Annotated in this window: 11 protein-coding genes; all 11 read left to right on the plus strand. The window is 63.2% G+C overall.

Annotated elements, in window-relative coordinates:
* Positions 1-49: 49 nt before the first annotated feature.
* The 11 genes from NTD80_RS07430 to NTD80_RS07480 all read left to right on the plus strand — a co-directional run bounded on the left by NTD80_RS07430 (position 50) and on the right by NTD80_RS07480 (position 13,367).
* Positions 50-1,510, plus strand: coding sequence for a purine-cytosine permease family protein (locus NTD80_RS07430; protein ID WP_262132930.1), 1,461 nt, complete (start codon positions 50-52; stop codon positions 1,508-1,510).
* Positions 1,511-1,579: 69 nt separating this feature from the next.
* The gene (locus NTD80_RS07435; protein ID WP_065899842.1) at positions 1,580-2,545 is read left to right on the plus strand and encodes an ABC transporter substrate-binding protein; all 966 of its coding nucleotides are present in this window, start codon (positions 1,580-1,582) and stop codon (positions 2,543-2,545) included.
* Between the two features lie 71 nt (positions 2,546-2,616).
* Positions 2,617-3,468 (plus strand): ABC transporter permease, encoded by an 852-nt coding sequence (locus NTD80_RS07440; protein ID WP_012721776.1) that lies wholly within the window; start codon positions 2,617-2,619, stop codon positions 3,466-3,468.
* Positions 3,465-4,289, plus strand: a complete 825-nt coding sequence (locus NTD80_RS07445) for a glycine betaine/L-proline ABC transporter ATP-binding protein (RefSeq protein ID WP_262132932.1) — start codon at positions 3,465-3,467, stop codon at positions 4,287-4,289. The genes NTD80_RS07440 and NTD80_RS07445 overlap by 4 nt, the downstream gene beginning before the upstream one ends.
* Before the next feature lie 132 nt (positions 4,290-4,421).
* Entirely contained in the window at positions 4,422-5,945 is a 1,524-nt protein-coding gene (gene hutH / locus NTD80_RS07450; RefSeq protein ID WP_262132934.1) for a histidine ammonia-lyase, read from the plus strand.
* Positions 5,946-5,963: 18 nt separating this feature from the next.
* Positions 5,964-7,502, plus strand: a complete 1,539-nt coding sequence (hutH, locus tag NTD80_RS07455) for a histidine ammonia-lyase (protein WP_120447424.1) — start codon at positions 5,964-5,966, stop codon at positions 7,500-7,502.
* Between the two features lie 146 nt (positions 7,503-7,648).
* A complete protein-coding gene (locus NTD80_RS07460; protein WP_262132937.1) occupies positions 7,649-9,058 on the plus strand; it encodes an amino acid permease in 1,410 nt (469 codons plus the stop codon).
* A gap of 15 nt (positions 9,059-9,073) precedes the next feature.
* Positions 9,074-10,279, plus strand: coding sequence for an imidazolonepropionase (hutI, locus tag NTD80_RS07465; RefSeq protein ID WP_262132938.1), 1,206 nt, complete (start codon positions 9,074-9,076; stop codon positions 10,277-10,279).
* Positions 10,280-10,290: 11 nt separating this feature from the next.
* Entirely contained in the window at positions 10,291-11,091 is an 801-nt protein-coding gene (gene hutG, locus NTD80_RS07470) for an N-formylglutamate deformylase (protein WP_262132940.1), read from the plus strand.
* Positions 11,092-11,334: 243 nt separating this feature from the next.
* The gene (locus NTD80_RS07475; protein WP_262132942.1) at positions 11,335-12,282 is read left to right on the plus strand and encodes a choline ABC transporter substrate-binding protein; all 948 of its coding nucleotides are present in this window, start codon (positions 11,335-11,337) and stop codon (positions 12,280-12,282) included.
* Between the two features lie 155 nt (positions 12,283-12,437).
* Positions 12,438-13,367 carry an alpha/beta hydrolase gene (locus NTD80_RS07480; RefSeq protein ID WP_262132943.1) on the plus strand — a complete coding sequence of 310 codons (930 nt, stop codon included), beginning with the start codon at positions 12,438-12,440 and terminating at the stop codon, positions 13,365-13,367.
* Positions 13,368-13,378: the final 11 nt, after the last annotated feature.

Consider the following 13,378-nt stretch of genomic DNA (forward strand, 5'->3'; position numbering starts at 1 on the left):
TGCGGTTTTACCCAGGCTTTATGAACAATCCATCAGAGGTTGAACACACATGGCTGCAAATGACGTACGTGCAAGCACCACCCCGTTGATCGAAAGGCGTTCGATCGACTACATCCCGGAAGCGGAAAGACACGGTCGTCTATTGAGTCAGTTCACCCTGTGGCTGGGTGCCAACCTGCAGATCACTGCCATCGTCACCGGGGCCCTGGCCGTGGTGCTCGGCGGTGATGTGTTCTGGTCGTTGATCGGTCTGTTGATCGGGCAACTGCTGGGCGGCGGCGTCATGGCGTTGCATGCGGCGCAAGGCCCGCAACTGGGCTTGCCGCAAATGATCTCCAGCCGCGTGCAGTTCGGCGTGTATGGAGCCGTGATCCCGCTGGTGCTGGTGTGCCTGATGTATGTCGGCTTTTCGGCCAGCGGTTCATTGCTGGCAGGGCAGGCGGTAGCGCAGTTGCTGCACGTCGAAGACTGGGTCGGCATCGTGCTGTTTGCCGGGCTGATCATGGTGTTTACCGTCTTCGGCTACCGCGTCATCCACGGCATCGGTCGCGTGGCCAGTGTGTTGGGGGTGGTGGCCTTCATCTACCTGTTCTACAAGCTGCTGGCGGGCAACGACGTGGGTGCCCTGCTGGACAACAAACATTTTTCCCTCAGCAGTTTCCTCCTGGCGATTTCGCTGTCGGCCTCCTGGCAGATCGCTTTTGGCCCGTATGTGGCGGACTACTCGCGCTACTTGCCACGTAGCACGTCAGCATCGAAAACCTTCTGGGCCGTGGGCCTGGGTTCGGTGATCGGGGCGCAGGCATCGATGGTGTTCGGTGTGTTCGCGGCGGCCCTGGCCGGCTCGCAATTCGCCCATCATGAGGTGTCATTTATCGTCGGCCTGGGCGGTACCGGGATTGTCGCGGCGCTGCTGTATTTCAGCATCGCCTTCGGCAAGGTCACGGTGACCACCCTCAATGCCTACGGCAGCTTCATGTCCATCGCGACGATCATCAGCGGCTTTCGTGGCAGCAGGCACATCTCGAGTGCGGTGCGCCTGCTGTACATCTTCCTGATGGTATCGATTGCCGCCGCGCTGGCGTTGCTGGGCAAGGACTCGTTCCTCAAGGACTTCTCCGCGTTCATCCTGTTCCTGCTCGCATTCTTCACGCCGTGGAGCGCGATCAACCTGGTGGATTTCTACTGCATCACCAAGGAACGCTACGACATTCCGGCGCTGTCCAACCCCAATGGTCGTTATGGCCGCTGGAACTTGATGGGCATCGGCATCTACGTGTTCGGCGTGCTGATCCAGATGCCGTTCATCTCCACGCATTTCTATACCGGCCCACTGGTCGCCAGCCTTGGCGACACCGATATCTCCTGGATCATCGGCCTGGTGGTGCCTGCTGCGCTGTATTACTGGGCTGCGAAAAAGTGGCACAGCGCGATTCCTGAACACCTGATCCTGCCGATAGAGCAGGGCGCTGCACCGACGACGACAAACGGGCTGGCCGCACAAGCCTGATGGGACGTGGACAGGGCAGGATGCCTACTGACTGCCGTAATCCATTTCAAGATTGGGAGCGTCACAACAATGAAAATGCATAAAACCCTGTTGGCCACTCTGTTCTCTGCAGGCTTGCTGGCCACTGCCGGCGCCCAGGCGGCCGGTTGGTGCGAGTCCGGCAAACCGGTGAAATTCGCCGGCCTGAACTGGGAAAGCGGCATGTTGCTTACCGACATCCTGCAGACCGTGCTGGAAAAAGGCTACGACTGCAAAACCGACAGCCTGCCGGGCAACTCCATCACCATGGAAAACGCCCTGAGCAGCAACGACATCCAGGTCTTCGCCGAGGAGTGGGTAGGCCGCAGCGAAGTGTGGAACAAGGCCGAGAAGGCCGGCAAAGTCGTCGGCGTCGGCGCCCCTGTGGTGGGCGCTGTCGAGGGCTGGTACGTGCCGCGCTACGTGATCGAAGGCGACGCCAAGCGCAAGCTTGAACCCAAGGCGCCGGACCTGAAAAACATCGCTGACCTGGCCAAGTACGCCTCGGTGTTCAAGGACCAGGAAGAGCCGTCCAAGGGCCGTTTCTACAACTGCCCGGCCGGCTGGACCTGCGAGCTGGACAACAGCGAAATGCTCAAGAGCTACGGCCTGGAAAGCACCTACACCAACTTCCGTCCAGGCACCGGCCCGGCGCTGGATGCGGCGGTGCTGTCGAGCTACAAGCGTGGCGAGCCGATCCTGTTCTACTACTGGTCGCCAACGCCGCTGATGGGCCAGGTCGACCTGGTCAAGCTTGAAGAAAAACCCGGCGTCGATAAAAGCGTGAGCATCAAGGTCGGCTTGTCCAAGACCTTCCACGAGCAGGCGCCGGAACTGGTGGCCGTGCTGGAAAAGGTCAACCTGCCGATCGACCTGCTGAACCAGAACCTGGGTCGCATGGCCAAGGAGCGAATTGAGTCGCCAAAACTGGCGAAAATTTTCCTCAAGGAACATCCTGAAGTCTGGCACGCCTGGGTGAGCGACGACGCAGCCAAGAAAATCGACGCGGCCTTGTAGGTCAAGTGTGCCCGGCTACCCTCAGGGGTGGCCGGGCGCCTGGCCACAACCCACTGGATCGAGAGCACGATATGTTTCCTGAGAGTTTTACGTTTTCCATTGCCGACTGGGTCAACGGTTGGGTGGATTCACTGGTCACCAACTACGGTGATGTGTTCCGGCACATCTCCGACACCCTGCTATGGGCCATCGTCAACCTGGAAGGGTTGCTGCGTGCGGCGCCCTGGTGGCTGATGCTGGCCATCGTCGGCGCAGTTGCCTGGCACGCCACCCGCAAGGTGGTGACCACGGCGGTGATCGTCGGCCTGCTGTTTCTGGTGGGTGCGGTCGGCCTGTGGGACAAGCTGATGCAGACGCTGGCGCTGATGATGGTCGCCACGGTGATCTCGGTGCTGATCGGCATCCCGCTGGGCATCCTGTCGGCGCGCAGCAATCGCCTGCGCTCGGTACTGATGCCGTTGCTCGACATCATGCAAACCATGCCCAGCTTCGTGTACCTGATCCCGGTGCTGATGCTGTTCGGCCTGGGCAAGGTCCCGGCGATCTTCGCCACGGTGATCTACGCCGCACCGCCGTTGATCCGCCTCACCGACCTGGGCATTCGCCAGGTCGACGGCGAAGTCATGGAAGCGATCAACGCCTTCGGTGCCAACCGTTGGCAACAACTGTTCGGCGTGCAACTGCCGCTGGCCCTGCCGAGCATCATGGCCGGGATCAACCAGACCACCATGATGGCGTTGTCGATGGTGGTGATCGCCTCGATGATCGGCGCCCGTGGGCTGGGTGAGGACGTCCTCGTCGGCATCCAGACCCTCAACGTCGGCCGTGGCCTCGAAGCCGGGCTGGCGATCGTGATTCTTGCAGTGGTCATCGACCGCATTACCCAGGCCTATGGTCGTCCACGGCATGAGGCGAGCAAATGACTACTGTCAGCAAAATCGAAGTCAAAAACGTCTTCAAGATCTTCGGCGCCCGTTCCAAGGATGCGCTGTCGCTGATCGGCCAAGGCAAGAGCAAAGACCAGGTCCTGGCCGAAACCGGTTGCGTGGTCGGGGTGAACGACTTGTCCCTGAGCATCGGCACCGGTGAGATCTTCGTGATCATGGGCCTTTCGGGTTCCGGCAAGTCCACGTTGGTGCGCCACTTCAATCGCCTGATCGACCCCACCAGCGGCGCGATCCTGGTCGACGGCGAAGACATCCTGCAACTGGATATGGAAGCGCTGCGTCAATTCCGTCGGCACAAGATCAGCATGGTGTTCCAGAGCTTCGGCCTGCTGCCCCACAAGAATGTGCTGGACAACGTCGCCTACGGCCTCAAGGTGCGTGGCGAAACCAAGCAGGTCTGCGCCGAACGTGCGCTGCACTGGATTGAAACCGTGGGCCTCAAGGGCTACGAAAACAAATACCCGCACCAGCTCTCCGGCGGCATGCGCCAGCGCGTCGGCCTCGCCCGTGCGCTCGCGGCCGACACCGACATCATCCTGATGGACGAAGCCTTCAGCGCCCTCGACCCGCTGATCCGCGCCGAAATGCAGGACCAGTTGCTCGAGCTGCAAAAGACCCTGCACAAGACCATCGTGTTCATCACCCACGACCTCGACGAGGCCGTGCGCATCGGCAACCGCATTGCGATCCTCAAGGACGGCAAGCTGATCCAGGTCGGCACCCCGCGCGAGATCCTGCATTCGCCGGCGGATGAGTATGTGGACCGGTTCGTCCAGCGGCGGGCGGCGGTGGTGTAGCTGATCATTCCCACGCTCTGCGTGGGAATGCATCCCGTGACGCTCTGCGTCACCTCTAACAGCGGGACGCAGAGCGTCCCAGGTGGCATTCCCACGCAGAGTGTGGGAACGATAAACATGAAGAGGTCAACGATGTCCCAGGCTGCAAAAATCATCATCGCCGACGCCCCCTTGCGCTGGCAGGACGTCGTCGCCGTCGCTCGCCATGGCGCGGTCCTCGAACTCTCGGGCCAGGCTTGGGCGCGGATCGACAATGCCCAGGCCATCGTGCAGCGCATCGTCACCAGCGGCGAGCGCGCCTATGGCGTGAACACCGGCTTGGGCGCGCTGTGCAACGTGTCGCTCAAGGGCGAGCAACTCAGCCAGCTGTCGCGCAATACCCTGCTGAGCCACGCCTGCGGCGTCGGCCCGGTGCTGAGCGACGAGCAGACCCGCGCGATCATTTGCGCGGCCGTCATCAACTACAGCCACGGCAAATCCGGCCTGCATCCGCAGGTGGTGCATTCGCTGCTGGCGCTGCTCAACCACGGCATCACGCCGCAAGTGCCGTCCCAGGGTTCGGTGGGTTACCTGACCCATATGGCCCATGTCGGCGTGGCCTTGCTCGGTGTCGGCACTGTGAGCTACCGGGGCCGGATCGTCGCGGCGCAACAGGCCCTCAGCGAAGAAGGTTTGCAGCCGGTGGTGCTTGGCGCCAAGGACGGCCTGTGCCTGGTCAACGGCACACCGTGCATGAGCGGCCTGAGCTGCCTGGCCCTGGCCGATGCGCATCACTTGCTGCAGTGGGCCGACGTGATCGGTGCCATGAGTTTTGAAGCCCAGCGCGGCCAGATCGATGCCTTCGATGCAGAAATCATCGCGCTCAAGCGGCACCCGGGCATGCAGCATGTCGGCATTAACCTGCGTGCGCTGCTCGACGGCAGTGAAGTGATCGCCAGCAGCAAAGGCATCCGCACCCAGGACGCGCTGAGCATCCGCTCGATCCCGCAGATCCACGGCGCGGCGCGCGACCAGGTGGAGCACGCGACCCGCCAGATCGAAACCGAACTCAACAGCGCCACCGACAACCCGCTGGTGCTCGGTACCCCGGACAATTACCGCGTGGTGTCCCAGGCCAACCCGCACGGGCAGTCCGTGGCGCTGGCCGCCGACATGCTGGCGATCGCCATGGCCGAAATCGGCTCGGTGGCCGAGCGCCGCCTGGACCGCCTGATCAACCCGCACGTCAGCGGCCTGCCGGCGTTCCTGGTCAGCAATCCCGGGGTCAACTCCGGGATGATGATCGTGCAGTACGTCGCCGCCTCGCTGTGCGGGCAGAACCGCCAGCTGGCGCAACCGGCGGTGCTCGACAACTTCGTCACCTCGGGCCTGCAGGAAGACCACTTGAGCATGGGCACCAACGCCGCGCTGAAGCTGCACCAGGTGCTGGCCAACGTCACGCAGATCCTCGCCATCGAGTACCTGCTGGCGGCCCAGGCCTTTGAATTCCTCAAGGAGCAGCGCTTCGGCGCGGGCACCGACAGCGCCTGGCGCCTGCTGCGTGAAGTGGTGCCGGCCTATGAGCAGGACCGCTGGCTGGCACCGGACATTGCGGCCGCCGCTGCATTGCTTCAGGACACTGCCGTGCTGCACCAGACAATTCCCCATTTGCACTGAAAATAATTCAAAAGGAGCATGAATGTGACTGCGCTAAACCTGATTCCAGGCCAACTGAGCCTCGCCCAACTGCGGGCCATCTACCAGCAGCCGGTAACCCTCAGTCTGGATGACAGCGCCTCGGCCCAGATCGAAGCCAGTGTCGCCTGCGTGGAGCAGATTCTCGCCGAGAACCGCACCGCCTATGGCATCAACACCGGTTTCGGCCTGCTGGCCTCGACCCGCATCGCCAGCGAAGACCTGGAAAACCTCCAGCGTTCGCTGGTGCTGTCCCACGCCGCCGGCGTTGGTGAGCCGATCAGCGATGCGCTGGTGCGGCTGGTCATGGTGCTCAAGGTCAACAGCCTGAGCCGCGGGTTCTCCGGGATTCGTCGGCAAGTGATCGACGCGCTGATCGCGCTGATCAACGCCGAGGTGTACCCGCATATCCCACTCAAGGGTTCGGTCGGTGCTTCCGGCGATTTGGCGCCATTGGCGCATATGTCGCTGGTGCTGCTCGGCGAAGGCAAGGCGCGCTACAAGGGTGAATGGCTGGAGGCGACCGCCGCGCTGAAAATCGCCGGCCTGACCCCGTTGACCCTGGCCGCCAAGGAAGGCCTGGCGCTGCTCAACGGCACCCAGGTGTCCACCGCGTATGCCCTGCGTGGCCTGTTCGAGGGCGAAGACCTGTTCGCCGGCGCGCTGGCGTGCGGTGCGCTCACCGTGGAAGCCGTGCTGGGTTCGCGCTCGCCGTTCGACGCGCGCATTCACGCCGCGCGTGGCCAGCGTGGGCAGATCGACTCGGCGGCGGCTTATCGCGACCTGCTGGGTGAAAGCAGCCAGGTCTCCCAGTCGCACCAGAACTGCGACAAGGTGCAAGACCCGTACTCCCTGCGTTGCCAGCCACAAGTCATGGGCGCGTGCCTGACCCAGTTCCGCCAGGCCGCCGAAGTGCTGGTGATCGAAGCCAACGCCGTGTCGGACAACCCCTTGGTATTTGCCGCTGAAGGCGATGTGATTTCCGGCGGTAACTTCCACGCCGAACCGGTGGCCATGGCCGCTGACAACATGGCGCTGGCCATCGCTGAAATCGGCTCGCTGAGCGAACGGCGTATTTCGCTGATGATGGACAAGCACATGTCGCAACTGCCGCCGTTCCTGGTGGGCAACGGCGGGGTCAACTCCGGCTTCATGATCGCCCAGGTGACTGCCGCCGCACTCGCCAGCGAGAACAAAGCGCTGGCGCATCCGCACAGCGTGGATAGCCTGCCAACGTCCGCCAACCAGGAAGACCACGTGTCGATGGCCCCCGCAGCCGGCAAGCGCCTGTGGGAAATGGCCGAAAACACCCGTGGAATCCTCGCCGTGGAATGGCTGGCAGCCGCCCAAGGCCTGGACCTGCGTGAAGGCTTGAAGACCTCGCCGAAGCTGGAAAAAGCGCGTGGCATCCTGCGCGACAAAGTGGCGTTCTACGACAAGGACCGCTTCTTCGCCCCGGACATCATCGCCGCCACCGACCTGCTCGCCAGCCGCTGCTTGAATGAACTGGTGCCGGCCAAGCTGTTGCCAAGTCTGTAACTGCTCGTTCCCGCGCGCTGCGTGGGAATGCCGCCCTGGACGCTCTGCGTCTGCTTTTAGAGCCGTGACGCGGAGCGTCATAGGATGCGTTCCCACGCAGGGCGTGGGAACGATCTTCTCTTCATAAGAATAATTAGGGACGAGAAATGCACCAGCAAGAAAAAGGTTTGAAACGCGGGCTATCAGCCCGACATATTCGCTTCATGGCACTGGGGTCGGCGATCGGCACCGGGCTGTTCTACGGCTCCGCCTCTGCCATCCAGATGGCGGGCCCCGCCGTGCTGCTGGCCTACCTGATCGGCGGCGCCGCGGTGTTCATGGTCATGCGCGCCCTCGGTGAAATGGCTGTGCACAACCCCGTGGCCGGCTCTTTCGGCCAGTACGCCAGCACCTACTTGGGCCCCATGGCCGGTTTTATCCTCGGCTGGACCTACGCCTTTGAAATGATCATCGTCTGCCTCGCCGACGTCACCGCCTTCGGCATCTACATGGGCTTCTGGTTTCCCGAGGTTGCGCGCTGGGTCTGGGTGCTCGGCATCGTGTTTCTGATCGGCGGCCTGAACCTGTGCAACGTCAAAGTGTTTGGCGAGATGGAGTTCTGGCTGTCGTTGCTCAAGGTCGGCGCCATCGTGGCGATGATCCTCGGCGGCTTCGGCATCATGCTGTTCGGCATCCATTCGGCGGGCGAAACGCACGCCAGCGGGATCAGCAACCTGTGGGCCCACGGCGGTTTCATGCCCAACGGCATCGGCGGCCTGATCGCCTCGTTCGCGGTGGTGATGTTCGCGTTTGGCGGCATCGAAATCATCGGTATCACTGCCGGTGAAGCCAAGGACCCGCAGCGCGTGATCCCCAAGGCGATCAATGCCGTGCCGCTGCGCATCCTGTTGTTCTATGTGCTGACCTTGTTTGTGCTGATGGCGATCTACCCGTGGCCGCAGATCGGCAGCCAGGGCAGCCCGTTCGTGCAGATTTTCAGCAACCTGGGCATCGGTTCGGCGGCGACTATTCTCAATATCGTGGTGATCTCGGCGGCGGTGTCGGCGATCAACAGCGACATCTTCGGCGCCGGGCGCATGATGTATGGCCTGGCCCAGCAAGGGCAGGCGCCCAAGGACTTTGCGCAATTGTCCAGGCACGGTGTGCCATGGATGACCGTGGTGGTGATGGGGGCGGCGTTGCTCGGCGGCGTGGTACTCAACTACCTGATTCCCGAAAACGTGTTCCTGCTGATCGCCTCGATTGCCACCTTTGCCACCGTGTGGGTGTGGCTGATGATCCTGTTTACCCAAGTCGCCATGCGCCGCTCCATGACCCAGGAGCAGGTGGCCGACTTGAAATTCCCGGTACCGTTCTGGCCCTACGCGCCGGCCGCGGCCATTGTGTTCATGCTGTTCGTGTTTGGCGTGCTGGGTTATTTCCCGGACACCCAGGCAGCCTTGCTGGTCGGGGCGGTGTGGATCGTGTTGCTGGTCGTTGCCTACCTGCTGTGGGTCAAGCCCGCTGCCGGGCAGGCGGCCAAGGTCCATTACGACCCGGCTTTGTCTCATCGATAACTTAGGGAGGCGTTGATGAAAACGCTTTGGCAACACTGCCACGTCGCAACCATGGCCGGCGGCAAATACTCGATCATCGAGGATGCCGCCATGGTGACCGCCGATTCGCTCATCGAGTGGATCGGCCCCCGCAGCCAGGTGCCGAGCGCGAATTACGCGCAGGTGCATGACCTGCAAGGCGCGTGGGTCACCCCCGGGCTGATCGACTGCCACACCCATACCGTGTTCGGTGGCAATCGCAGCAGCGAGTTCGAGCAGCGCCTCCAAGGCGTGAGCTACGCCGAGATCGCGGCCCAAGGCGGCGGGATTGCCAGCACCGTGCGTGCCACCCGCGCTGCCAGCGAGGACGAGCTGTTTGCCAGCGCCGAAAAGCGCCTGCGCAGTCTGCTGCGCGATGGCGTCACCACGGTAGAGATCAAGTCCGGCTACGGGCTGGACCTGGTCAACGAACGCAAGATGCTGCGCGTGGCGCGGCGCCTCGGTGAAGCGCTGCCGGTCAGCGTGCGGGCCACGTGCCTGGCGGCTCATGCGTTGCCGCCGGAGTACAAGGATCGCGCCGACGACTACATCGAACATATCTGCAGCGAGATGCTGCCGGCGCTGGCGGCGCAGGGGCTGGTGGATGCGGTCGACGCGTTCTGCGAATACCTGGCGTTTTCCCCGGCGCAGGTGGAGCGCGTGTTCAAGGTCGCCCAGCAACTCGGCCTGCCGGTGAAGCTGCACGCCGAGCAACTGTCCTCCTTGCATGGCTCCAGCCTGGCGGCGCGTTACCACGCGTTGTCGGCCGATCACCTGGAATTCATGACCGAGGAAGACGCCATCGCCATGGCCGCCGCCGGCACCGTCGCCGTGTTGCTGCCAGGGGCGTTCTACTTCCTGCGTGAAACCCAGTTGCCGCCGATGGAGGCGCTGCGCAAGCACGGTGTGAAAATCGCCATCGCCAGCGACCTCAACCCTGGCACCTCGCCGGCGTTGTCGGTGCGCCTGATGCTGAACATGGCCTGCACGCTGTTCCGCATGACCCCGGAAGAAGCCCTGGCCGGCGCCACCCAACATGCGGCCACCGCCCTCGGGATGGGCGACACCCATGGCTCGCTGGAGGTGGGCAAAGTCGCCGATTTCGTCGCCTGGCAGATTGATCGTCCCGCTGACCTGGCCTATTGGCTGGGCGGCGAGCTGGATAAACGCGTCGTGCGCCATGGCGTCGACGTCACCGTATGAGGAGTGCTGCTGTGGATAAGGTTCTCAATTTCAAACAAGGCCGTGTGCCGCTGCTGATCAGCATGCCCCACGCCGGCGTGCGCCTGACGCCTGCGGTGGAAGCGGGCCTGATCCCCGAGGCGCAAAGCCTGCCGGACACCGACTGGCATATCCCTACGCTGTATGACTTTGCCGAGGAACTGGGCGCCAGCACCCTGTCGGCCGAATACTCGCGATTTGTCATCGACTTGAACCGGCCTTCAGACGACAAACCCTTGTACGCCGGCGCCACTACCGGTCTGTACCCGGCGACCCTGTTCGATGGCGTGCCGTTGTTCCGCGAAGGCCTGGAGCCAAGCGAGGCCGAGCGTACCAGCTACCTGCAAAAGATCTGGGGCCCGTATCACCGCGCCCTGCAAGAAGAACTGGCGCGGCTCAAGGCCGAGTTCGGCTACGCATTGCTGTTCGATGCGCACTCGATCCGTTCGGTGATCCCGCACCTGTTCGACGGCAAGCTGCCGGACTTCAACCTCGGCACCTTCAACGGCGCGGCCTGCGACCCTGAGCTGGCGAGCCGGTTGGAAGCCATCTGCGCCGCGCATCCGCAGTACACCCACGTGCTCAATGGGCGTTTCAAAGGCGGGCATATCACTCGGCACTACGGCGACCCGGCGCAGGATATCCACGCCGTGCAGCTGGAGTTGTGCCAGAGCGCCTATATGGAAGAGTTTGAGCCGTTCCGTTATCGGCCTGACCTGGCCGAGCCGACGCGGGTGGTATTGAAGCAGTTGCTGGAAGGGGTGTTGGCCTGGGGGCAGCAGCACTACCGGTAGTTTTCGCTGCTGCTGCAACAGCTTTCGCGAGCAAGCCCACTCCCACACTTGACCAAGTTCCAACATGAGCGTGCGGTCTGAATGTGGGCGCGGGCTTGCTCGCGAAGGGGGCCCTCACAGTCGCCCCAGTGCAACTGCCGGTCGCCCCAGTTCGTGTGGACAGTGTTCTCGCTGGGTAAGGTTGTGGGTACGGCGCACCAGACGCCACTCCCCACAATAAAGCTGCCGAGTGAGACCTCTTTCATGAAAAGACTGTTCACCCGTTACCTGTTGACGCTTACCGGCGCCGCGCTGCTCAGTGCGCACGCCATGGCGGCTGAACCCGCCTCGTGCAAAACCGTGCGCATGGGCGTGGTCAGCTGGACCGACGTGGTCGCCACCTCGGGCATGGCCGATGTGCTGCTCAATGGCCTGGGCTACGACAGCAAACAGACCAGCGCCGTGCAGCAGATCATCTTTGCCGGCATCCGCGACAAACGCCTGGATATCTTCCTCGGCTACTGGAAGCCGGCGATGGACAACAACATCGCGCCGTTCCTGGCCGCCAAGCAGGTCAAGGTCTTCGACACGCCCAGCCTGGCCGACGCCCAAGCTACCTTGGCCGTGCCGCAATACGTGGCCGACGCCGGCTTGAAAACCTTCGCCGATATTGCCCGCTTCAAGGACCAGCTCGGCGGCAAGATCTATGGCATCGAGCCCGGCAGCGGCGCCAATACTGATATCCAGAAAATGATCGACACCAACCACTTCGGCCTGGGCGACTTCAAGCTGGTGGCCTCCGGCGAAGCCGGCATGCTCGCCGCCGTGCAGCGAGCGGTGAATCGCAAGGAGTTCGTGGTGTTCGTGGGCTGGACGCCGCACCCGATGAACATCAACATGAAAATGGCCTACCTCACCGGTAGCGAAGACGTGTTCGGCGCCAATGAGGGCCGTGCCACGGTGTCCACCGTCACCGCCCCGGATTTCGCCGAGCGCTGCCCCAACGCCAACCGCCTGCTGGAAAACCTGACCTTCACCGCCGCCCAGGAGAGCCAGTTGATGGTGCCGATCATGGCGCGCCAGTCGCCGCAGGACGTGGCCAAGCAGTGGTTGCGCGACCATCCGGAGGACTTGCAGCGCTGGCTGGCCGGGGTGACTGCATTTGATGGCAGCGATGGCGTGGCGTCCGTACAAGCCAAGCTGAAACCCTGAGCCGGGCTCGCTAGATCAAACAATGCAAAGCAAATGTGGGAGCGGGCTTGCTCGCGAATGCGATAGGTCAGCCAACTCATCAGGCGACTGATACACCGCCTTCGCGAGCAAGCCCGCTCCCACAGGTGGATCTCCATTGTCAGGGATATTTGCGCATGTACCCGATTTCTCCGCAGATGGCAGCTTTTGTCGCCAGGACCGAGTCCTTCACCAGCGACGACTCCTCCCTGGCTGGGCTGCGCCAAAACTACGACCGTATGTGCCAGGCGTTCACCCCACCCTTGCGTGAGGGGTTGACGCTCAAGGACTTCGCCCTCGGCGGCGTCGGTGTACGCAGCTACGTGCCGACGACGCCCATGCCGGCGCAGGGCTGGCCCTGTCTTCTCTATATGCACGGCGGCGGCTGGGTGGTCGGCGGGCTGGATTCCCATGACTTCATCTGCTTCGAACTGGCCAGCGCGTTGCAGGTGCTGGTGATCGCCATCGACTACCGCCTCGCGCCGGAACACCCGTTTCCGGCGGCCTATGAGGATTGCCGCGCGGTGTGGCAGGCGCTCCAGGCGGGGGCGGCACCGTATGCCATCGACCCCCAACGCCTGGCGGTGATCGGCGACAGTGCCGGCGGCAACCTGGCGGCGGCGCTATGCCTGGGTTTGCGCGACGACGGGCAGCCGTTGCCCCGGGCCCAAGTGTTGATCTACCCCGGCCTGGGTGGCCCGGCCGATTTGCCCTCGCGCCGCGATTGCATGGACGCGCCGCTGCTCAGCACCGCCGACACCGATTGCTACCTGGCACTTTACCTGCGCGGCGCGGGCAAGCCGTCGGCCTATGCGATGCCGCTGCTGGCCAGGGATTTCAGCGGCTTGCCCAAGGCACTGGTCGCCGTGGCCCAGTTCGACCCGCTGCGCGACGACGGCATACTTTACGCCGAACGCCTGCAACAGTCAGGCGTGGCCGCCGTGCTGTACCCCGGCAAAGGCCTGGTCCATGGCTGTTTGCGCGCGCGTGGCCAGGTGCCGGAAGTCGACCGGCTGTACGGCTATCTGTTGGACTACCTCAGGAGCGAAGGGCTGACACAGGTCTAAGTGCTCAAGGA

The sequence above is a fragment of the Pseudomonas sp. 13B_2.1_Bac1 genome, from assembly GCF_025466155.1.
GTDB classification, from domain to species: domain Bacteria; phylum Pseudomonadota; class Gammaproteobacteria; order Pseudomonadales; family Pseudomonadaceae; genus Aquipseudomonas; species Aquipseudomonas aylmerensis.

Excerpts from the sequence above, each read along its gene's own strand:
- NTD80_RS07430 (WP_262132930.1), top strand. The coding sequence starts at position 50 with ATGGCTGCAAATGACGTACGTGCAAGCACCACCCCGTTGATCGAAAGG.
- NTD80_RS07435 (WP_065899842.1), top strand. The coding sequence starts at position 1,580 with ATGAAAATGCATAAAACCCTGTTGGCCACTCTGTTCTCTGCAGGCTTG.
- NTD80_RS07440 (WP_012721776.1), top strand. The coding sequence starts at position 2,617 with ATGTTTCCTGAGAGTTTTACGTTTTCCATTGCCGACTGGGTCAACGGT.
- NTD80_RS07445 (WP_262132932.1), top strand. The coding sequence starts at position 3,465 with ATGACTACTGTCAGCAAAATCGAAGTCAAAAACGTCTTCAAGATCTTC.
- hutH (WP_262132934.1), top strand. The coding sequence starts at position 4,422 with ATGTCCCAGGCTGCAAAAATCATCATCGCCGACGCCCCCTTGCGCTGG.
- hutH (WP_120447424.1), top strand. The coding sequence starts at position 5,964 with ATGAATGTGACTGCGCTAAACCTGATTCCAGGCCAACTGAGCCTCGCC.
- NTD80_RS07460 (WP_262132937.1), top strand. The coding sequence starts at position 7,649 with ATGCACCAGCAAGAAAAAGGTTTGAAACGCGGGCTATCAGCCCGACAT.
- hutI (WP_262132938.1), top strand. The coding sequence starts at position 9,074 with ATGAAAACGCTTTGGCAACACTGCCACGTCGCAACCATGGCCGGCGGC.
- NTD80_RS07475 (WP_262132942.1), top strand. The coding sequence starts at position 11,335 with ATGAAAAGACTGTTCACCCGTTACCTGTTGACGCTTACCGGCGCCGCG.
- NTD80_RS07480 (WP_262132943.1), top strand. The coding sequence starts at position 12,438 with ATGTACCCGATTTCTCCGCAGATGGCAGCTTTTGTCGCCAGGACCGAG.